This window comes from Mediterraneibacter sp. ICN-202921 (assembly GCF_037890075.1).
Taxonomy (GTDB): domain Bacteria; phylum Bacillota; class Clostridia; order Lachnospirales; family Lachnospiraceae; genus Mediterraneibacter; species Mediterraneibacter massiliensis.
The window spans coordinates 197,404-218,054 of the sequence record NZ_JBBKBE010000001.1 but is presented as its reverse complement, the minus strand read 5'-3'; the positions used below and the strand labels follow the sequence as shown (position 1 = coordinate 218,054).

General features: G+C 42.2%; 18 protein-coding genes. 17 read left to right on the top strand and 1 reads right to left on the bottom strand.

Annotation, left to right across the window (positions count from 1 at the left end; translation table 11 throughout):
- The first annotated feature begins 124 nt into the window (after positions 1-124).
- Both WKT01_RS01090 and WKT01_RS01085 read left to right on the top strand, forming a co-directional pair.
- Entirely contained in the window at positions 125-1,156 is a 1,032-nt protein-coding gene (locus tag WKT01_RS01090) for a site-specific integrase (RefSeq protein ID WP_270394725.1), read from the top strand.
- Between the two features lie 309 nt (positions 1,157-1,465).
- Positions 1,466-1,927, top strand: coding sequence for a low molecular weight protein-tyrosine-phosphatase (locus tag WKT01_RS01085; RefSeq protein ID WP_270394723.1), 462 nt, complete (start codon positions 1,466-1,468; stop codon positions 1,925-1,927).
- Here the strand turns inward: WKT01_RS01085 and WKT01_RS01080 are convergent.
- Complete coding sequence (locus WKT01_RS01080) at positions 1,916-2,629, bottom strand: J domain-containing protein (RefSeq protein ID WP_059069640.1); 714 nt, start codon at positions 2,627-2,629, stop codon at positions 1,916-1,918. The two genes, WKT01_RS01085 and WKT01_RS01080, sit on opposite strands and share 12 nt — an antisense overlap.
- Positions 2,630-2,779: 150 nt before the next feature.
- On the opposite strand from WKT01_RS01080, the gene fliB reads away from it, so the two are divergent.
- The 15 genes from fliB to WKT01_RS01005 all read left to right on the top strand — a co-directional run bounded on the left by fliB (position 2,780) and on the right by WKT01_RS01005 (position 20,648).
- Positions 2,780-3,925 (top strand): flagellin lysine-N-methylase, encoded by a 1,146-nt coding sequence (gene fliB / locus WKT01_RS01075; protein WP_117974334.1) that lies wholly within the window; start codon positions 2,780-2,782, stop codon positions 3,923-3,925.
- A 35-nt stretch (positions 3,926-3,960) separates the two neighbouring features.
- Positions 3,961-5,010 carry an alcohol dehydrogenase gene (locus WKT01_RS01070; protein WP_117974185.1) on the top strand — a complete coding sequence of 350 codons (1,050 nt, stop codon included), beginning with the start codon at positions 3,961-3,963 and terminating at the stop codon, positions 5,008-5,010.
- A gap of 70 nt (positions 5,011-5,080) precedes the next feature.
- A complete protein-coding gene (locus WKT01_RS01065; protein ID WP_117974187.1) occupies positions 5,081-5,860 on the top strand; it encodes a C39 family peptidase in 780 nt (259 codons plus the stop codon).
- 76 nt (positions 5,861-5,936) lie between these two features.
- Positions 5,937-7,175 (top strand): D-alanyl-D-alanine carboxypeptidase family protein, encoded by a 1,239-nt coding sequence (locus WKT01_RS01060; protein ID WP_117974189.1) that lies wholly within the window; start codon positions 5,937-5,939, stop codon positions 7,173-7,175.
- Positions 7,176-7,315: 140 nt separating this feature from the next.
- Positions 7,316-8,209, top strand: a complete 894-nt coding sequence (locus WKT01_RS01055) for a metallophosphoesterase (RefSeq protein WP_242866635.1) — start codon at positions 7,316-7,318, stop codon at positions 8,207-8,209.
- Positions 8,210-8,278: 69 nt separating this feature from the next.
- Positions 8,279-9,022 carry a segregation and condensation protein A gene (locus WKT01_RS01050; RefSeq protein ID WP_059070472.1) on the top strand — a complete coding sequence of 248 codons (744 nt, stop codon included), beginning with the start codon at positions 8,279-8,281 and terminating at the stop codon, positions 9,020-9,022.
- Positions 9,023-9,026: 4 nt separating this feature from the next.
- The gene (gene scpB, locus WKT01_RS01045; protein WP_059070471.1) at positions 9,027-9,596 is read left to right on the top strand and encodes an SMC-Scp complex subunit ScpB; all 570 of its coding nucleotides are present in this window, start codon (positions 9,027-9,029) and stop codon (positions 9,594-9,596) included.
- A gap of 59 nt (positions 9,597-9,655) precedes the next feature.
- The gene (locus tag WKT01_RS01040) at positions 9,656-10,897 is read left to right on the top strand and encodes a D-alanyl-D-alanine carboxypeptidase family protein (RefSeq protein ID WP_340311317.1); all 1,242 of its coding nucleotides are present in this window, start codon (positions 9,656-9,658) and stop codon (positions 10,895-10,897) included.
- Positions 10,898-11,015: 118 nt separating this feature from the next.
- Positions 11,016-13,007 (top strand): 2-isopropylmalate synthase, encoded by a 1,992-nt coding sequence (locus WKT01_RS01035; RefSeq protein WP_059069630.1) that lies wholly within the window; start codon positions 11,016-11,018, stop codon positions 13,005-13,007.
- Positions 13,008-13,500: 493 nt separating this feature from the next.
- Entirely contained in the window at positions 13,501-14,940 is a 1,440-nt protein-coding gene (locus tag WKT01_RS01030) for an acyl-CoA carboxylase subunit beta (protein WP_059069627.1), read from the top strand.
- Between the two features lie 14 nt (positions 14,941-14,954).
- Positions 14,955-15,728, top strand: coding sequence for an OadG family transporter subunit (locus WKT01_RS01025; RefSeq protein WP_117974191.1), 774 nt, complete (start codon positions 14,955-14,957; stop codon positions 15,726-15,728).
- Between the two features lie 16 nt (positions 15,729-15,744).
- On the top strand, positions 15,745-16,116 hold the full coding sequence (locus WKT01_RS01020) for a biotin/lipoyl-containing protein (protein WP_059069623.1): 372 nt from the start codon (positions 15,745-15,747) through the stop codon (positions 16,114-16,116).
- A 20-nt stretch (positions 16,117-16,136) separates the two neighbouring features.
- Positions 16,137-17,288, top strand: coding sequence for a sodium ion-translocating decarboxylase subunit beta (locus tag WKT01_RS01015; RefSeq protein WP_059069622.1), 1,152 nt, complete (start codon positions 16,137-16,139; stop codon positions 17,286-17,288).
- Between the two features lie 17 nt (positions 17,289-17,305).
- The gene (locus WKT01_RS01010) at positions 17,306-18,721 is read left to right on the top strand and encodes an oxaloacetate decarboxylase subunit alpha (RefSeq protein ID WP_059069620.1); all 1,416 of its coding nucleotides are present in this window, start codon (positions 17,306-17,308) and stop codon (positions 18,719-18,721) included.
- 142 nt (positions 18,722-18,863) lie between these two features.
- Complete coding sequence (locus tag WKT01_RS01005; protein WP_117974193.1) at positions 18,864-20,648, top strand: aminopeptidase P family protein; 1,785 nt, start codon at positions 18,864-18,866, stop codon at positions 20,646-20,648.
- The last annotated feature ends 3 nt before the right edge of the window (positions 20,649-20,651 follow it).

Sequence of the window (20,651 nt, the reverse complement as noted above, 5' to 3'; positions counted from 1 at the left end):
GGCACAGGCGATTGGTGATATACTGGGAGTACCACCGCATTATGAATAGGTACCAAGCTGCGCATATAACATTGCAGGATACCGACTGGACAAAGAGGGCGTGTTACATATTCCAGAAGGAACAATGGAAGAAACGGTGGAAGAGTTGATTCAGCAGTTACAGAAACGAGGGTTTCAGGTTGATGCAGAATTAACGAAAACAGTGCCAATGCAACAGGATAAGCTGACTGTAGCAATACCGAGAGAAAGCCTTACCGATACAGCTTTGGAAAATTTGCAGAAAATCATAGCAAATAAGCAGACACTCCTCCAACGGGCATTTCGAACGGACAGCACAGAAATTGAAATCACAGAGGAAAAAATAAATTTTACATGGTTTCCATACACAGCGGATGGAGAAAATCCATTTGGATTTCAGTTGGCGGGTGTGGTAGTCAATGACAGCGTAACCAGAGAAGCTATTGCAAAAGAACAAATGAATAAGTTCTTGAAATTCGTGCATGATGATAATGTGTACTGTAAATATTATGAGGTAATTTATATTCTCTTTCACACAGGAATGCGAATTTCGGAATTCTGCGGATTGACAATTAGCGATATTGATTTGGAAAATAATATCGTAAACATTGACCACCAGTTGCAGAGAACTTCGGATATGAAGTACATTCTAGATACTACCAAAACTGATGCAGGAACAAGGAAACTGCCGATCACACAGGATGTGGCAGATTGTTTTCGGTCAATCCTTGAAGATAGGAAGAAGCCGAGATATGAGAAAATGATAAAGGGGCATACGGGATTTCTGTTTCTTGATAAAAACGGAAATCCAGAAGTAGCAATGCACTGGCAACATCGACTGAATCACATGGTAAAACGCTACAATGATATTTACAGAGTGCAGATGCCGAACATCACACCGCATGTATGTAGACACACCTACTGTTCCAATATGGCGAAGTCGGGTATGAACCCAAAAACTTTGCAATACTTGATGGGACACTCGGATATCAGCGTCACAATGAACACCTATACCCATTGGGGACTGGAAGATGCTGCTGATGAGCTGAAGAAAATGGAAGATGTGGAGAAAGTGCGGAGAGAAATGGAAAAAGGACAGGAGAAACCGATGAACCAGAAAATGTTCCGAGCAATTTAATATGGAAGCGAAAAGTATATGCAGAGGGAGTTGCAACTGGACAGCTCCCTTTTTTACTGCGTAAAAATTATATTCAGAAGTATCTTCATATATGGTATAATAGTGGTAATTTATAAAAAGGCGAGAAAATACCAGTAGTAATCAGGAATGATTTATACTACGTTTTGACTACGATTGACGGCTGTGTTTTGCACGGATTTGCAAAAAATTGTAGAATGTATCACAGATTCTGTGTAGATAAGATTTTGCAGAAAAGTTGGCAAAACCTTGCAAAACTGGGCATTATTTCGCAGTTTGAAAGGAGAAATTATGAGAATTCGAGTGCTTTTCGTGTGCCACGGCAATATCTGCCGCAGCACCATGGCAGAATATGTTATGAAAGATTTGGTACATAGATCCGAACTATCGGATTCGTTTTATATTGATTCCGCGGCCACCAGCCGAGAGGAAATTGGCAATCCCGTTCACCACGGCACTCGTCGTAAGTTAAAAGAGGTAGGGATTCCCTGCGGAGACCACAAGGCACGCCAGATGGAGAAGGCGGACTATAGGAAATTTGACTATCTGATCGGGATGGAGGAGTGGAATCTGCGGAATATGCTGCGGATTTTAGGGGAGGATCCGAAGAAAAAGGTATATCGTCTTCTGGACTTTTCAGATTATCCAAGAGATATTGCAGATCCTTGGTATACAGGTGATTTTGACACAACGTACGAGGATGTAAAAGAGGGCTGTGAAGCCCTCCTCAAAGAATGTCTCCTACGCCTCTAAAGCGTAGGAGAGCAATTTTTTCAAATTGTGGTGAAATTGCCGGTTGCAAGATTTCAGCCGTAGTTTTTCCGCATTAGTTTTATTCTGTTCTACGAAAGCGTCATATCTGGCAAACAGAGTAAGATAATCTATGTTTTGTTTTTGTCCCCAGTGAACCAGAACCCAGTTCATAGCGTCAAGATTCCAGTAATCCATCGGGATTTCAGCATTTTTTAAAATAGCGATATATTGGATCGCCTGCAGAGATAATTGATTCAGCTGGCGAGTACGGAATGTATTTTCTTTTGCATCCTTCCCTATTTTTTTGAACAGCTTTTGGGGAAGGCGTTTTTTCGATGTCTTATGTTCCATCAGATGAATACTTTGTTCAAGCGTTTCATTCAATTTGCAGGCAGCGTTCCAGTAGGTAACAAAAGAAGGGGAAGAAGTTTTTTCTTCTTTTAGATCTGTCATTGTATAAGTACGGAAGACGCGCTGCTGTTTTCCGAATAATTTTTGATTGTATTTTTTTCTTTTTTCCGGATGAGAAAGTATCCGGTAAGCCTCCAGTATTTCCTGCATATATGCAGTTGTATCAATATCGTTTTGCATATTTGCATCTGGATGATAGACTTTTGCCAGCGCATTTTTTGCGCTGGTGATTTCTTCCAATGTTGCATCGCGGGATACGCCAAGGATTTCATAGTATGTACGAGTCCCCATGCCAACCTCCTTATTATTGTTCATTATTTATTCTACCCATGATAAATATACGCCATAAAAAAGGAAAAATCAAGAAAAATGACAGCGAAACCATTTTGCTGTATTGCAGATGAGCAGAGGCATGTTACAATAAAAACAGGAGGAAAGAATATGCAGTATACAGTTTTGCACTATTATAAAGAATTTACGTGCACGGCAGGGAAATGCCCGGATACTTGCTGTGCAGGCTGGAAGATCATGATCGATAAAAACTCTTTGAGAAAATACAAAAAAACAAAAACAGATTTTGGGAACCGTCTGAAAAATGAGATTGACTGGAAGGAAGGTTCCTTTCGGACCTACAGGGGAAGATGTGCATTTTTAAATGAGGAAAATCTATGCGATATTTACCGGGAAGCAGGGAAAGAAATGTTGTGCAGGACATGCAGGCAGTATCCCAGGCATATAGAAGAATATGAAGGACTTAGGGAAATTTCGCTTTGTCTATCTTGTCCTGAAGTAGCTAAAATTGTACTGGGGATGAAAGAGCCGGTAAGGTTTCTGACAGCAGAAACAGACAAAGAGGAAAGAGACTATTCTGAATTTGACTTTTTCTTATTTACCAAGCTGATGGATGCCAGAGATTTGATGATTGCTGTTTTACAAGACAGGAAGCATCCCATTGACGCAAGAATGGCAATGGTCTTATCGATGTCCCATGATCTGCAGGAACGGATCGACAAAAATGCACTGTCAGAAACAGAGAAGCTTTTTGCAAGATATGAGCAGCCGGAGGGGCTTGTGTGGTTTCAAAAAAGAGTAGAAGAGATTCGAAAAAAAGAGGGGTACCTAAAGGAGAAAGAAAGTATTATAAGAGAATGCTTCCGGCTGCTGGATAAGCTGGAAGTATTAAAGAAAGAATGGCCCGCTTATTTATCTGCGCTGCGGCAGAGACACGATCAAAAGAAACGAACGTCTGAGAAACAGGCTGAAAAAAGTGGGGGAAGGCAAATGGAAATCTGGACAGAACAGATCATGGTTTATTTTTTGTTTACCTATTTCTGCGGAGCCGTATATGACAGCGACGCCTACAGCAAATGTAAATTTTCGTTCGTATGTACGATCCTGCTGCGGGAAATGCTATGGGCGATGGATATAGAAAATATGGAAGAAGAAAAAAGCCTGGAAGAGGCGGCGGATTTGGTACATCAGTTTGCGCGGGAAGTGGAACATTCGGATAAAAATAAAAAGATCCTGGAGCAGCTTTTAAGAAAGGAGAATTTATTTTCCTTGGAAAGGCTTCTGGAAACGTTATAAACTTTGTGGTTGAACAGGAGGATAGAAAAAAGAATATGAAAGCAGTCGTATATCATGGAAATGGGAGGATTGGGCTGGAAGAACGTCCGATACCTGAACTTCGGGAAGACACAGATGCGTTGGTGGAAGTAACATTAACGACCATATGTTCCAGCGATATTCATATCAAACACGGGATGGTTCCCAAGGCAAAGGAAGGTGTCATACTGGGGCATGAATTTGTGGGAAAAGTCGTACAGACCGGAAGCGCGGTAAGGAAAATACAGCCTGGCGATCGAGTGGCAGTCAATGTGGAAACATTCTGCGGAGAATGTTATTTTTGCAAAAAAGGGTATGTGAACAACTGCCAGGATAAAAATGGCGGATGGGCGTTAGGATGTAGGATAGATGGCGGACAGGCAGAGTATGTACGTATTCCCTATGCGGATAATGGACTGACGAAGATACCGGCATCTGTCAGCGATGAAGCAGCTCTTTTTACAGGAGATTTACTTTCTACCGGTTACTGGGCGGCAAAAATGGCAGAGATACATCCGGAAGATACGGTGGCTGTGATCGGTGCTGGTCCGGCGGGGATCTGCACAATGCTTTGTGCGGCTCTGTACCATCCGGCAAAACTTATCGCCATAGACATAGATAAGCAGCGGCTGGAAGTGGTGAAACAAAAAGGGATAGCAGATGTAGTACTAGATTCCGGATCAGATCGTATAGAGGAAAGAATACGGGAACTGACAGAAGGCAGAGGTGCAGATTTTGTAATAGAAGCAGCCGGAACTTGTGAGACATTTGAGCTAGCGTGGAAGATCGCGCGTCCCAATGCAGTGGTCGGTATCGTAGCAATGTATGAAAGCCCGCAGCTCCTCCCGCTTCCGGATATGTACGGAAAAAATCTGACATTTAAGACCGGAGGAGTAGATGCGGCAGACTGCAAAAAAATATTGGAGGAAATTGAAAAGGGAAATTTGAATACAGAATGTATGATCACACATCGGACTACATTGGAGCATAGTATAGAAGCATATGATATATTTGAAAATAAGAAAGAGGGTGTCATCAAATACGCGATCAGGATGCGTGGAAAGTAAGTGTTGTATATGGTGTGGCGACACAACGGTCAGGGAAAAGCAAATGAAAAAGGAAGGGATATAAATATATATGAAGAGGGGTCGAAATATAGTGGCGTTTTTACTGTTCTTGGTATCCGTGGTAAGTACTGCCGGATGTGAAAGTGTGATCACAGAAAACGCCTGTCTTTCCGAGGAACACGTGGAAGCACCGGATGTGCCGGCTTCAGAGAAAAAATATGAAAGCAGTAAACAGAACAAAAGTATAGAAGAAATGATGAGGGAGATAGAAAAAAAGCGCTTGCCCTCTTCAGTGGCCTTGGATGTGAAACCAATCTATCAGGAACCGGAACTTCCTACTGGCTGTGAAGCGGTATCCTTGACTATGCTGCTTGCGTACGAAGGGTTTGATCTGGAAAAGATGACCATTGCCGAGGAATATCTGGTCTATAGTAAAAACTGGGATTTGGATGAAGGATACGTAGGAAATCCGACTACATATGAAGGAGCAGGTTGTTTTCCGCCCACGATCGTGCAGACAGCAAAAAAATATCTCACAGCCCAAAAATCTTCTCTAGAGGCTGTGGATCTTACAGGAAAAAGTATGGAAGAATTACTCCATTATGTAGCGGATGGACATCCGGTGGCTGTGTGGACTTCTATGTACATGGAAGCTCCTATTTTGACAGAACAGGAAGAAAGTACGTTTCCGTGGTATGATACGGAACATTGTGTCGTGCTTTCCGGGTATGATTTAGAAGAGGATATTTTGATCGTTCAGGATCCACTTATGGGAACGATCGACAGGAAACAGAAAGAATTTACAGAGATATATGATCTCATTGGACGATATGCTGTCGTACTATTATGACAAGAGGGTTCCTGTTCTATTTTTAGGCTTCCTCTACTATATTGGTAATAGACGATATAGTAGAGGGAGTTATTTTATGAAAGCAGTTTTGGGAGTGCTTTTAAGTGCCTTATTGTGTGTGCAGAGTGTATATGCCATGCCGGTAGGAACAGAGATTTTGTATGAGGAGGAACAGGAGGAAAACACAGTTGAGAATGAGGGAGGAGAAGAACAGGAAAATATCGAACAGACAGGCGGTCTGGAAATCAGTGCGCCGTCCGTGATTTTAATGGAGGCATCTACGGGCAGTGTGATATACGAAAAGGACGCAGACACGAAAAGACCCCCGGCAAGCGTAACTAAGATCATGACGCTTCTTCTGATATTTGATGCAATAGAAGAAGGCAAGATTTCATTGGAGGATAAAGTGACAACCTCGGAATATGCCGCATCCATGGGAGGTTCACAGGTTTTTCTGGAGGTCGGAGAAATGCAGACGGTGGATACGCTGCTCAAGTGCATCTCTGTTGCAAGCGCCAACGATGCCTGTGTGGCAATGGCAGAATATATAGCCGGCAATGAGGAAGAATTTGTTCGCAGGATGAATGAACGGGCAAGAGAACTGGGAATGGAAAGTACAAATTTTGTCAATTGTAATGGATTGGATGCAGAAGGACATGAAACAAGTGCAAGAGATATTGCGTTGATGTCCAGAGAGCTGATCACAAAATATCCTCAGATACACGAATACTGCATGGTATGGATGGAAAACATCACGCATACGACGGGAAAAGGAAGTTCCGAATTTGGGCTAACGAATACAAACAAACTTGTAAGACAGTATGAGTATACGACCGGATTGAAAACCGGCTCTACCGAGGACGCGAAATTTTGTGTTTCTGCGACAGCAGAAAAAAACGGTGTGGAACTGATCGCAGTCGTTATGGCAGCGGAAAATTCAAAACTGAGATTTAAGGATGCTACGACACTGTTAAATTATGGTTTTGGAAAATGCCAGGTCTATCGAGATAAAGAACCAGAAAAGATGAAGCCAATTGCTGTTGAAGGCGGCGTCCACGAGAAGGCTGCCTGCGGATATGCACAGACATTTACATATATGGACACGACCGGGGCAAACTTAAATGAAATTACAAAAAGTGTGGAAATAAAAGAACCGGTAAAAGCGCCTGTGAAAAAAGGAGAACAGATTGGAAAGATTATCTATAAACTGAACGGAAAAGAAATAGGCAGTACAATGATCATAGCAGAAGAAAACGTGAAAAAGGCAGGTATATGGGATCATCTGAAGAGGGTCTTCAAACAAGTATGTATTTGACAGCGCAAAAAGTGTATGCCGTCTGCCTGTGAGAGAAAAAAAGAAAGTCTGTACCAAATATAGACTATGTTTTATAATAGAAAAAGACATGATATGGCATAATGACAAGAAAGTACCAGAAGCATAAGGGGGATGGCAGATTGAAAACATTAGGGGTATTAGGGGGGATGGCAGCGGCAGCGTTGCTTTTATGTATTGGAGAAATGTATAGAGAACAAAAAATATTTCAAGTTACAAAATATGTATTTCAGACGAAAAAAGTATCCCCTTCGTCCGAAAAAATAAAGATCCTCTTTTTAAGTGATCAGCACAATAAAATATATGGAAATACGAATGAAGTGCTATATGAGGCTGTGGGGGAGGAAAAGCCTGATCTTATCTTGATCGGCGGAGACATGCTGATAGGGAAGCGGGGCGTTTCGGCAAAGCCGGCGCTTGATTTTGTAAGCCGGCTGCCCCGGATCTGTCCCGTGTATTATGTAAATGGGAACCACGAGCAGCGAATGAAAGAAGGAGAAGACTATTTTTGCAGTGCATATGAAAACTACAAGAAGATGCTGCAAAAAGCCGGTGTATATTTTTTGGAAAATGAAAGTGTAAATATAGATATACGAGGGACGGCTCTTTGTATCAGCGGCTTGGAACTGCCGCTGCATACATATAAAAAATTTCAGACATTTTCAATCTGCGCGGAAGATATCAAGAAATGTATTGGAGATGCTAGAGAAGAAAGACTGCATATATTGCTGGCCCATAATCCGGCTTTTGCAGAAGCTTATAAAAAATGGGGAGCAGATCTTGTGTTGGCAGGACATCTGCATGGCGGACTTGTCAGATTTCCGGGATGGAGAGGAGTGATCACTCCGCAATTTAAACTATTCCCAAAATATTCCGGAGAAATGCAAAAAGAGAACGGACAGGCGGTGATCGTAAGCCGCGGCCTGGGGATGCACACGATCAAGATCCGCCTGTTTAATAAAGCGGAGATTGTCTCTGTATCTCTCGTTCATCCGGCTGAAAAGATTTCCTTGTGAAAACAGAAAAATTCCCGTATAATGGGTAAAGTTGATATACATATGTGTATAAAACAAGATGGAGGAGATATGGGGATACCGGTAAAACTGGAGGTGTTTGAAGGTCCGCTGGATCTTTTGCTGCACCTGATCGATAAAAATAAAATAGATATTTATGATATTCCGATCGTAGAGATCACCAATCAGTATATGGAGTACATACGAAATATGCCGAGAGAGGATTTAAATATCATGAGTGAGTTCCTTGTGATGGCGGCCACTCTTTTGGATATTAAATGTAAAATGCTTCTTCCAAAAGAGATCAATGACGACGGCGAGGAGGAAGATCCACGAAAGGAGCTTGTAGAACAGCTTCTTCAGTATAAAATGTATACATATATGGCAGAGGAGTTAAAAGACAGGCAGGTAGAGGCGCAGTGTGTATTTTATAAAAAGTCAACTGTACCGCTTCAGGTACAGGAATATGAGGAACCTGTGGATCTGGACATGCTGCTGCAAGATCTGACTTTGCAGAAACTTCACCGTGTGTTTCAGGATGTTTTAAGACGACAGGACGAAAAGATCGATCCGGTCAGAAGTAAGTTTGGAAAAATAGAAAAAGAAGAAGTGACGTTAAATGATAAACTTGCCTATATCAAAGACTATATAGAAAAACATAGAAAATTTTCTTTTCGGCAGCTCTTGGAGAAACAAAGAAGCAGGATGCAGACAGTCGTTACTTTTCTCGCGGTGCTGGAGCTGATGAAAATGGGGACGATCCATGTGGAACAATCGGATATCTGCGGTGAGATTATGATTGAAAGGAATGTATAAACAGATGGAGATTGAAAAATTGCAGGGAATCATTGAAGCTATTCTCTTTACGATGGGTGATTCGGTAGAATTGAATAAGATCGCCGCGGCGATCGAACATGATGAAAATACGACAAGAAAGATCATCCACAACATGATGGACAGCTACGAAGAAGAAAATCGAGGCATACGTATTATCGAATTAGACGATTCGTTTCAGATGTGCACGAAAAAGGAAGACTATGAATATCTGATCCGGATCGCCAAACAGCCTAAGAGATATGTTTTGACGGATGTTTTGTTGGAGACATTGTCTATCGTCGCATATAAACAGCCGGTGACAAAGTTAGAGATTGAGAAAATCCGAGGGGTGAAATCAGATCATGCGGTAAATAAACTGGTAGAATATGGACTTGTGGAAGAAGCAGGCAGGATGGAGGCTCCGGGGAGACCGCTTTTATTTAAAACGACAGAAGAATTTTTACGGCGGTTTGGCGTGCAGTCTTTAGAAGATCTGCCTTCTCTGAACGAAGAACAGATCGAACACTTTAAGGAGGAAGCGGAAGATGAGGCGCAGTTGAAACTGGATATATAGGTGTTCTATTTTATCCGGAGGCAACATAGATAGTAGTAAGAGTATACTGTGGAGGCAGTATGGGAAAACGGATAGTATGCGTGATTCTTTTTTTGACACTTATTTTTATTTCACTGCCGGGAATGTCTTTAAAAGCCTTGGAGGAAGAAAAGACAAAAGAAACAGAACAGAAAATAGAGGAACCCCAAAATTTATACGCCCAGTCAGCAGTTTTGATGGATGCAGACAGCGGGCGTATTTTATTTGCGAAAAACGGACAAGAAGAACGTCCTATGGCAAGTACGACGAAGATCATGACGTGTATACTGGCATTGGAACTGGGAGAACCGGAAGAAAAAGTGACAGTGAGCAAAGAGGCGGCAGTACAGCCGCAGGTAAAATTAGGTATGCGTGAAGGCCAGACGTTTTATTTAAAAGACCTTTTGTATTCTTTGATGTTGGAATCGCATAATGATACGGCTGTTGCGGTAGCAGAACATATTGCGGGAAGCACAGAAAAATTTGCAGAAAAAATGAATGAAAAGGCAGAAGAATTAGGCTGTAGCCATACGTATTTTATCACGCCAAATGGTCTGGATGGAGAAGATGAAACCGGAAACCATCATACGACAGCAGAAGAACTGGCAGTGATCATGAAATATTGTATTACGAGTTCACCAAAAGCAAAAGAGTTTCTTACGGTCACACAGATGAAAGAATATAGCTTTTCAGACTGTGAAGGCACTGCAGAGTATCATTGTGTTAATCACAACGCATTTCTTGCCATGATGGAGGGAGCAATTTCGGGAAAAACGGGTTTTACGGCAGATGCAGGATATTGCTATGTAGGGGCGCTGACTGATGGAGGCAGGACCTTTATCGTGGTTCTTCTTGCCTGCGGATGGCCGAACCATAAAGGATATAAATGGGCAGATACAAGAAAGCTTATGCAGTATGGACTGGATAATTATCAATATAGAGACGTATGGAAAGATCTTCCGGTCCATACGATTTTCGTACAAAATGGCGTATCAAAAACTTTCCTGCCGGGAGAAAAAGCGAAAACAGCGGTATCGGTAACTGGGAAAGAATGTAAACTCCTTTTACGTAAAGATGAGCAGATCACGGTAGAATTTAAAATACCGGAGGAAATAACAGCTCCTGTAAAAAAGGGCAGTGTGATCGGAAAAGCGGTATATTCGGTTGGAGAAGAAAAGCTTGCGGAATATGAAATTTTAGCAGAAGAAAACGTTGAAAAGCGTTCCTTTTTCTGGAGTAGTACATATATTTTTCGAAAATATTTTTTAAATGAGAATGCGTAGGTTAAAATAAATCAATATAAATGATTAATATTGCCACTGGTATATAGGGGATTACTGTGGTAGTATAAGGGAAAATAAAAAAAGACAATGAAATTGATAAAATATAAGGAGAAGAAAAATGAAAAACTGTGCGAAATACGAGAAAACTTATTTTATGCCTCCAGAAGAATGTTATGATTGGGTGAAAAAAGATTACATAGAGAAGCCTCCTGCCTGGTGTAGTGTGGATCTGCGGGATGGAAATCAGGCTCTGATCGAACCGATGAGTCTGGAAGAAAAGCTGGAGTTTTTCCAACTTTTAGTCGATGTAGGCTTTAAGTCGATTGAAGTTGGTTTTCCTGCCGCTTCAGAAACAGAATATCAATTCCTGCGGGCGCTGATCGAACAGAATATGATCCCCGAGGACGTGACAATACAGGTACTTACACAGGCCAGAGAGCATATTATCAGGAAGACATTTGAAGCAGTAAAAGGGGCACCTCATGCTGTTATACATGTATACAATTCTACGTCTGTGGCACAAAGAGAACAGGTGTTTAAAAAAGACAAGGAACAGATAAAGAAGATTGCCGTGGACGGTGCGAAACTTTTAAAGAAACTGGCACAGGAAACAGATGGAAATTTTACATTTGAATATAGTCCGGAGAGTTTTCAGGGGACAGAGGTGGAGTATGCGCTGGAGGTATGTAATGCGGTCTTAAAAGTGTGGAAACCGACGAAGAAGAATAAAGCGATCATCAATCTTCCTACGACAGTTGAGAATGCAATGCCGCATGTATTTGCGAGCCAGGTAGAATTTTTCCATAAGCATCTGCTTTATCGGGAAAATGTTATACTTTCTCTGCACCCACATAATGACAGAGGATCTGGGATCAGTGATGCGGAGTTGGGAATACTGGCAGGGGCAGACAGGATCGAAGGCACACTTTTCGGAAATGGAGAGAGAACCGGAAATGTAGATATTATCACGCTGGCTATGAATATGTTTTCACAGGGGGTGGATCCGGGACTGGACTTTTCGGATATGAGTGATATATGCGAAGTGTATGAGAGAGTTACACGGATGAAGGTCTCACCGCGTCAGCCTTATGCGGGAGAATTAGTATTTACAGCATTTTCCGGTTCCCACCAAGATGCGATCGCAAAGGGAATGGCATGGAGAGAAGAAAAGAACTGCAGTACATGGACGGTTCCTTATCTGCCCATTGATCCGCAGGATGTAGGCAGAAGATATGATTCTGATGTGATCAGGATCAACAGTCAGTCAGGAAAAGGTGGAATCAACTATATTTTAAAACAGAGTTTTGGTATCAGCCTTCCGGAAAAAATGAAGGAGGAAGTCGGATATCTTGTGAAAGATGTATCGGACAAAGCACACAAAGAGCTGACTCCAGATTGGGTATACCATATTTTTGAAGACCATTATATTAATGCAAAGACCACGTTTACAGTCGATGCATGTCATTTTAAACAGGAAGATGGGATCGTAGCAGAGGCGACGATCCATCACAAAGGAAATGATCGTGTGATCATGGGCGTAGGAAATGGGCGTCTGGATGCAGTCAGCAATGCGATCAAGCAGTATTTTGATATTAGTTATGAACTTGCGTTTTATGAAGAACATTCGCTGACAAAAGGGTCTTCCTCCAGAGCGGTTGCTTATGTGGGTGTGATCTGTAATAAAAAGAAATACTGGGGTGTTGGAATTGACGCAGATATTATCAAAGCGTCGGTGGAGGCTTTGGTAGTGGCTGTAAATAAGATAGAAGAAATTGCGAATCTGGATTCCTGCAAGGATGAAAGACTTTTAGAAATCACGAATTATATTTATGCCAATTACAAGGAAGTGACGCTGGATGATCTGTCGGAAAAATTCTTCCTTTCCAAACCGTATCTTTCTAAATATATCAAAGAAAAATCCGGTATGACGTTTGGCGACATTCTGAAAAAAGTAAGAATGAAAAAAGCAAGAGCCATGCTCAGAAGCAGCAATGCTACCGTTGAGAGTATAGCCGAAACTGTAGGGTATCAAAACGTAGAACACTTTAATCGTATATTTAAGAAAATGTATAATATCACACCAGTACAGTTTAGAAACAGAAAGGCTTGATTTAAGAAATGAGAAAATAGAGAAAACAGTTATAGTTGGACGTCCCATTACACAGACACGCCGCTATAGCTGTTTTTCTTCGTGTTTTATAAAAAATAGTTATTTTTTGTAGAAGAGATAATTGCAATTTTTGTTTTGTGATTTTTCATTATGTAGACAAGAAAAGAGGGGGAAGAAGAGGGGAGACAGTCTGTTTTACATTTAATATTTATGAAAGAAAATAGAAAAAATGCATGTAAAAAAGCCTTATCCGTTGTGCGGAAAAACTTTGTCATATGTCTTTGGAAATTTTAAAGAAGACACGACAAATACAGTGATCTTGCAAGTTTTAGAGAGTGGGATTTCATTCTGAAAATAGCGGGATTTCATTATGTGAAAAAAATGTCATTTTGGGTATTTATGAATTGAATTTTTAACGTAGATGTTATATACTTATAATTGGCAGAAATTTTGGTTTATTTAAAACAAATTTATTTATATGGAGGGCTAGAATATGAGCTACAATGCAACAGGAAACTCAGCAAGCAGAAGAATTGCCACTATGCTTGATGAGGGAAGCTTCGTTGAAATCGGCGGTGCTGTTACAGCCAGAAGCACGGATTTCAATCTGCAGGAACAAGAGACTCCTTCTGATGGCGTTATTACAGGATATGGGGTCATCGACGGAAATCTTGTGTATGTATACAGCCAGGACGCAACTGTATTAAAGGGAGCTATTGGCGAAATGCATGCCAAGAAGATTGCCAATATTTATGATATGGCAATGAAAATGGGAGCGCCGGTCATCGGATTGATCGACTGTGCGGGCTTAAGACTGCAGGAGGCGACAGATGCTCTTGAGGCGTTTGGAAGTGTTTATTACAAACAATCTATGGCATCCGGCGTGGTTCCACAGATCACGGCGATCTTCGGCATGTGCGGCGGTGGCCTTGCCGTTGTACCGGGACTTACGGATTTTACTTTTATGGAAAGTAAAGAAGGAAGATTGTTCGTGAATTCTCCGAATGCTCTGGAAGGAAATGAAATTTCTAAATGTGATACATCCAGTGCGCAGTACCAGAGTGCAACAGCAGGTCTGGTAGATGGGATCGGAACAGAAGAAGAAATCTTGGGACAGATACGGTCTCTTATCTGTATGATCCCGGCTAATTATGAAGATGATCTTTCTTACGTAGAGTGCACAGATGATCTGAACCGTGTCTGCGCAGAGATTGCAAACGCGGCAGAAGATACTTCGATCGCGCTTGCTATGCTGGCAGATGATCAGAACTTTTTTGAAACAAAGAAAGAGTACGCTCAAGATATGGTGACAGGTTTTCTGCGTCTGAACGGAATGACGGTAGGCGCCGTTGCAAATCGTTCTAAGGCATATGATGAAGAAGGAAAGGTTTCCGCGGAATTTGGCTGTGGACTTACTGTAGACGGCTGTAAAAAGGCAATTGATTTTGTGAATTTCTGTGATGCGTTTTCTATCCCAGTGTTGACACTTACAAATGTGTCCGGTTTTGCGGCAACAGTGGAATCAGAGAAAAATATGGCCAGAGCCGTTGCAAGAATGACTTATACATTTGCAAACGCAACAGTTCCAAAAGTGAATGTGATCGTAGGAAAGGCATATGGAAGCGCTTATGTGGCTATGAACAGTAAATCTATAGGAGCAGATATGGTGTATGCTTGGCCGTCAGCAGAAATTGGAATGATGGACTCTGCGCTTGCGGCAAAGATCATGTATGCAGATGCAGATGCGGATATGTTAAAGGCGAAAGCGGCAGAATATAAAGAACTGCAGTCGAGCCCAATGTCTGCGGCAAGAAGAGGATATGTAGATGCGATCATCGAGCCTGCAGATACAAGAAAATATGTGATCGGTGCGTTTGAAATGCTGTTCACAAAGAGAGAGGATCGTCCGGACAAAAAGCACGGTACGGTTTAGTGAGGTGAGGCGAAGTGAAGAAAAAAATTAGTTTATTAGGACTTGTCCTCATTCTCGTCCTTAGCTTTACAGGATGTGGCAGCAAGTCCGATGTACAAGAATATGATAAAAGCACCCTGGAAGAACAGGCTAATATGATTCTCTATAATTTCAGCATGATGACAGAGGAGGATTTTGAAACCTTTGAATCTATGTCTGACTTAGAATTGAATCTGACTCTGCTTCAATCAGGGATTAAAATGGAACCGGCTGATTTTCTGACGATGATCGAAGCGTGGAAGGCCGGGCAGGAAGAATGCGGCACCTATCAGAAAAATGACGCGTTTGAAATGGAAACGACAAATGAAGGTGTGAAATTGACAGCTCCGGCAGACTTTGAGGACAGAGACGGGACGATCGAATTTGTCTTTGATGAAGATATGAATATGGAAAGCCTGACTGTCAGTGCAGAGTATTCACTGGGAGAAATTCTTGAAAAAGCAGGATTGAATACAATATTAGGTATGGGAACTGTATTCGTAGTACTGATTTTTATTTCATTTATTATTTCCCTGTTTAAGTTTATTCCTGCAATTGAAAAGAAATTCAAAAAACAGGCTAAGACAGAGGCAGCAGAAACGCCGGCTGTACCGAAAGCAGAGCTAAAGGCAGCTGTGTCAGAGCCTAATCAGGGAGACGAAGAACTGGCTGCAGTTATCGCAGCGGCAGTAGCTGCTTCGGAAGGAACTTCTACAGACGGCTTTATTGTCCGTTCAATTAAGAGAAGAAAATCAAATAAATGGAATTAATCAGGAGGAAACGAAAATGAAAAACTATACAATTACAGTAAATGGAAATGTGTATGATGTAACAGTAGAAGAAAAAGGCGCGGGCGTGGCACCGGCTGCACCAGTACCGGCAGCTGCACCGAAAGCAGCTCCAAAGGCTGCACCAGCACCGGCACCGAAAGCAGCAGGGGCAGGAAGCATTCAGGTGAAAGCCGGAGCAGCGGGAAAGGTATTTAAAATCGAAGCAAATGTAGGACAGAGTGTACAGTCGGGAGATACAGTCATCATTATCGAAGCTATGAAGATGGAAATCCCAGTAGTAGCCCCGGAAGCGGGTACAGTTGCTAGTATCGATGTGGCAGTAGGCGACGCCATTGAAGCAGGAGCAGTACTGGCTACATTAAACTAGTTTACCAGGAGGTTTGACAAATGGAATATATTTCAAATACGCTGGGGAATCTTGTACAGCAGACTGCCTTCATGAATCTTACGGTCGGAAACCTGATCATGATCGGCGTTGCGTGTATCTTTCTCTATTTAGCGATCAGACATGGTTTTGAGCCGCTTTTGCTTGTCCCGATTGCGTTTGGTATGCTGCTTGTTAATATCTATCCGGATATTATGCTGCATGCTGATGAAGCGGCAAATGGAACAGGCGGGCTTCTCTATTATTTTTATGTACTTGATGAATGGTCTATTCTTCCATCTCTGATTTTCCTAGGAGTTGGAGCAATGACAGACTTTGGTCCGTTGATTGCGAATCCGAAGAGCTTTTTGCTCGGTGCGGCGGCACAGTTCGGAATTTTTGCGGCATATCTTGGAGCTATGGCGATGGGATTCTCAGATAAAGCTGCTGCTGCGATCTCGATCATCGGCGGAGCAGACGGTCCGACATCTATCTTCCTGGCAGGAAAACTGCAGCAGACAGCGATCTTGGGACCGATTGCGGTGGCGGCATATTCTTATATGTCATTAGTGCCGATCATTCAGCCGCCGATCATGAAACTTCTGACGACGAAAAAAGAACGTCAGATCAAGATGGAACAGTTAAGACCTGTGTCCAAACTGGAAAGGATCCTGTTCCCGATTATTGTTACGATCGTTGTATGTGTGATCCTGCCTACTACAGCTCCTCTTGTAGGTATGTTGATGCTTGGAAACCTGTTCAGAGAGAGTGGTGTTGTAAGACAGCTTACAGAGACGGCTTCCAATGCTTTGATGTATATCGTCGTCATCCTGCTTGGTACATCTGTAGGCGCTACGACCAGTGCAGAGGCATTTCTGAACTGGGATACGATCAAGATCGTTATCCTTGGTCTGGTTGCGTTCGCGTTTGGTACAGCAGCAGGTGTATTGTTTGGTAAACTGATGTGTTGGGCTACGAAGGGAAAGGTAAATCCGTTGATCGGTTCTGCAGGTGTATCTGCGGTGCCTATGGCAGCCAGAGTTTCCCAGAAAGTCGGAGCAGAGGCAGATCCTACAAACTTCCTGCTGATGCATGCAATGGGGCCAAACGTTGCCGGAGTTATCGGTACTGCTGTTGCAGCCGGAACATTTATGGCGATCTTTGGTGTTAAATAAAAGTGGAGGAAAAATAAATGGCAGAGATTGAAAAGAAACCAGTTAAAATAACAGAGACCATTCTGCGTGACGCGCATCAGTCCTTGATCGCGACCAGAATGACAACAGAACAGATGTTACCGATTGTTGAAAAGATGGATAAGGTAGGCTATCACGCCGTAGAATGTTGGGGCGGGGCAACATTTGACGCTTCCCTTCGTTTCCTGCATGAAGATCCATGGGAAAGACTCCGCAAATTCCGCGATGGTTTCAAAAATACAAAATTGCAGATGCTTTTCCGTGGACAGAATATCCTTGGATACCGTCCATATGCAGATGATGTAGTAGAGTATTTTGTGCAGAAATCTGTAGCAAACGGAATCGATATTATCCGTATTTTTGACTGTTTAAATGATATCCGTAATCTTCAGACAGCTGTAACTGCCGCAAACAAAGAAAAAGCACATGCGCAGGTAGCGATGTCCTACACGCTGGGAGATGCTTATACATTAGAGTACTGGAAAGATCTTGCAAAGAAGATCGAGGATATGGGCGCGAATTCTATTTGCGTAAAAGACATGGCAGGGCTTCTTTGCCCATATCAGGCTACAGAGCTTGTAACAGCATTGAAAGAAGTCGTAGATATCCCGATCGAGATGCACACACATTATACATCCGGTGTTGCATCCATGACATATCTGAAGGCAGTAGAAGCGGGAGCCGACATTATTGATACAGCTATGTCACCGTTCGCACTGGGCACTTCACAGCCAGCTACAGAGGTTATGGTAGAAACATTTAAAGGCACACCATATGATACAGGACTGGATCAGAATCTTCTGGCAGAGATCGCAGATTATTTCAGACCGATCCGTGATGAAGCTCTGGATAGTGGCCTGTTAAATCCAAAGAATATGGGTGTAAACATTAAGACACTTTTATATCAGGTTCCAGGAGGTATGCTTTCTAACTTGACTTCTCAGTTAAAGGAACAGGGAGCAGAAGATAAATTCTACGATGTTCTGGAAGAAGTACCGCGTGTGCGCAAAGATTTGGGAGAGCCGCCTTTGGTTACGCCATCTTCACAGATTGTTGGCACACAGGCTGTATTTAATGTTCTGATGGGCGAACGCTATAAGATGGCTACAAAAGAAACAAAGGACATCCTGTCCGGAAAATACGGCGCGACTGTAAAACCGTTTAATGAAGAGATACAGAAGAAAGTAATCGGTGAGGATGCAGAAGTGATCACATGCCGTCCGGCAGACCTGATCCCTAATGAACTGGATACACTTCGTAAAGAATGCGAACAGTGGATACAGCAGGATGAAGATGTGCTCACATATGCACTTTTCCCACAAGTTGCGGTAGATTTCTTTAAATACAGAGAAGCACAGCAGACGAAAGTGGACGCAAAAGTTGCTGATACAGAGAATGGTTCTTATCCTGTATAAAGGCAGGAAAACTGTATAAAAATGAGAAAAAAGTAAATGGTATTCTTGAGAAAGAGTACTGTTTACTTTTTTTATGGCTGAAATCCATTTGTACTGGAAATGCTTTTCATGGTATAATGTTACAGGTTATAAGGAGGCATATATGAGTATAGCAGAGAGAATCGTCAGATTAAGGATGTATATGAAATCTCATGAGATAGATTTATGTATCATACCGACTGCAGACTATCATCAAAGTGAATATGTAGGAGAATATTTTAAATTAAGAGAATATATGACCGGTTTTACCGGCTCGGCGGGAACAGCAGTTTTTACGAGAGAAAAGGCTGGACTTTGGACAGACGGCCGGTATTTCCTCCAGGCAGAAGAACAGCTGAAAGGGACCGGGATTTCATTGTATCGCACAGGAGAACCAGGTGTGCCTTCTGCCGAGGAATTCATAAAGGAAGAACTGCCTGTGAAGGGCTGCATAGGGGTGGATGGAAGGACGATAGGCGTCAATACCGGAGAGGTGTATGAGAAGTTGGCGGCGGAAAAGAACGGCCGCTTTTTATATGATTTAGATATAGCTTCTTTCGTATGGAAAGAACGTCCCTCTTTGTCTCGCAAACCTGCTTTTTTTCTTCCTTTAAAATATACTGGAGAGAGCACACAGGAGAAACTGGGACGTGTGAGACAGGTTATGAAAAAGAACCGAGCAGACAGTCATATAGTGACAAGTCTGGACGATATAGGATGGCTTCTAAACATACGTGGACGGGATGTTGAATATTTTCCGCTGCTTTTGTCCTATTTGATGATCGGATCGGATACGGCGGAATTGTATGTTGACGAAAATAAGTTTTCAGAAGAAATAAAAGCAGAGCTAAAAAAGAATGGAGTCGTTCTTCTTCCCTACAACAGTATATATGAGCGGATAAAAAAGGCAGAATATAACGCAGTGCTTTTAGACAGAGATAGGGTAAATTATACATTATATAAAAATCTTCCTAAACAGGCGCGAGTCATCTGGAAGGAAAATCCGGAAATTATGATGAAGTGCGTGAAAAATGAAATAGAAGTAGAAAATATCAGGAAAGCGCATTTAAAGGATGGAGTTGCCCATACGAAATTTATGTATTGGCTGAAGAAAAATATAGGTACAAAAAAGATTACGGAATTGGAAGTATCCGACAAGTTAGAAGCCTTTCGAAAGGAACAAGAAGGCTTCTTATGGCCCAGTTTTGATCCAATCTGTGCGTATGGAGAACATGGGGCAATCGTCCATTACAGTGCCTCGCGAGAGACAAATGTCCAAATCAAGGAGGGAGGACTTCTTCTTACAGATACAGGCGGCAATTATTTGGAAGGTTCTACAGATATTACGAGAACGATTGCAATAGGAGAGATACCGCAGGAACAAAAAGAACATTTTACTCTGGTAGCTGCCAGTATGCTTAGGCTGTCCGATGCCCGATTTCTCTATGGATGTACCGGAGAAACTTTAGATTATGCGGCGCGGGAACCCTTCTGGAGAGAAAATCTGGATTTTAATCACGGAACAGGGCATGGAGTAGGATATCTGGGAAATATACATGAGCCTCCCATTGCTTTTCGCTGGAAAAGCGGCAAAAATTCTCTTCCGCCATTGGAAGAAAATATGGTGATCACAGACGAACCTGGGCTTTATATAACAGGGGCATACGGAATACGGCTGGAAAATGAACTCTTGGTACGTGCGGGAGAAAAAAATGCCTATGGGCAGTTTATGTATTTTGAGACACTTACGTTCGTTCCCATTGATCTAGATGCAGTGGAACCGGAAAAATTGGACGAGCGGGAGAAGAAACTTCTGAACAGATATCATGCTGAAGTATATGAAAAGATCGCGCCATTCCTTTCAAAAGAGGAATGCAAATGGCTGCAGGAGTATACAAGACCAATATAAGAA

Coding starts and splice junctions, on each gene's coding strand:
- WKT01_RS01090 (WP_270394725.1), top strand. CDS start 125: ATGGAAGAAACGGTGGAAGAGTTGATTCAGCAGTTACAGAAACGAGGG.
- WKT01_RS01085 (WP_270394723.1), top strand. CDS start 1,466: ATGAGAATTCGAGTGCTTTTCGTGTGCCACGGCAATATCTGCCGCAGC.
- WKT01_RS01080 (WP_059069640.1), bottom strand. CDS start 2,629: ATGGGGACTCGTACATACTATGAAATCCTTGGCGTATCCCGCGATGCA.
- fliB (WP_117974334.1), top strand. CDS start 2,780: ATGCAGTATACAGTTTTGCACTATTATAAAGAATTTACGTGCACGGCA.
- WKT01_RS01070 (WP_117974185.1), top strand. CDS start 3,961: ATGAAAGCAGTCGTATATCATGGAAATGGGAGGATTGGGCTGGAAGAA.
- WKT01_RS01065 (WP_117974187.1), top strand. CDS start 5,081: ATGAAGAGGGGTCGAAATATAGTGGCGTTTTTACTGTTCTTGGTATCC.
- WKT01_RS01060 (WP_117974189.1), top strand. CDS start 5,937: ATGAAAGCAGTTTTGGGAGTGCTTTTAAGTGCCTTATTGTGTGTGCAG.
- WKT01_RS01050 (WP_059070472.1), top strand. CDS start 8,279: ATGGGGATACCGGTAAAACTGGAGGTGTTTGAAGGTCCGCTGGATCTT.
- scpB (WP_059070471.1), top strand. CDS start 9,027: ATGGAGATTGAAAAATTGCAGGGAATCATTGAAGCTATTCTCTTTACG.
- WKT01_RS01040 (WP_340311317.1), top strand. CDS start 9,656: ATGGGAAAACGGATAGTATGCGTGATTCTTTTTTTGACACTTATTTTT.
- WKT01_RS01035 (WP_059069630.1), top strand. CDS start 11,016: ATGAAAAACTGTGCGAAATACGAGAAAACTTATTTTATGCCTCCAGAA.
- WKT01_RS01030 (WP_059069627.1), top strand. CDS start 13,501: ATGAGCTACAATGCAACAGGAAACTCAGCAAGCAGAAGAATTGCCACT.
- WKT01_RS01020 (WP_059069623.1), top strand. CDS start 15,745: ATGAAAAACTATACAATTACAGTAAATGGAAATGTGTATGATGTAACA.
- WKT01_RS01015 (WP_059069622.1), top strand. CDS start 16,137: ATGGAATATATTTCAAATACGCTGGGGAATCTTGTACAGCAGACTGCC.
- WKT01_RS01010 (WP_059069620.1), top strand. CDS start 17,306: ATGGCAGAGATTGAAAAGAAACCAGTTAAAATAACAGAGACCATTCTG.
- WKT01_RS01005 (WP_117974193.1), top strand. CDS start 18,864: ATGAGTATAGCAGAGAGAATCGTCAGATTAAGGATGTATATGAAATCT.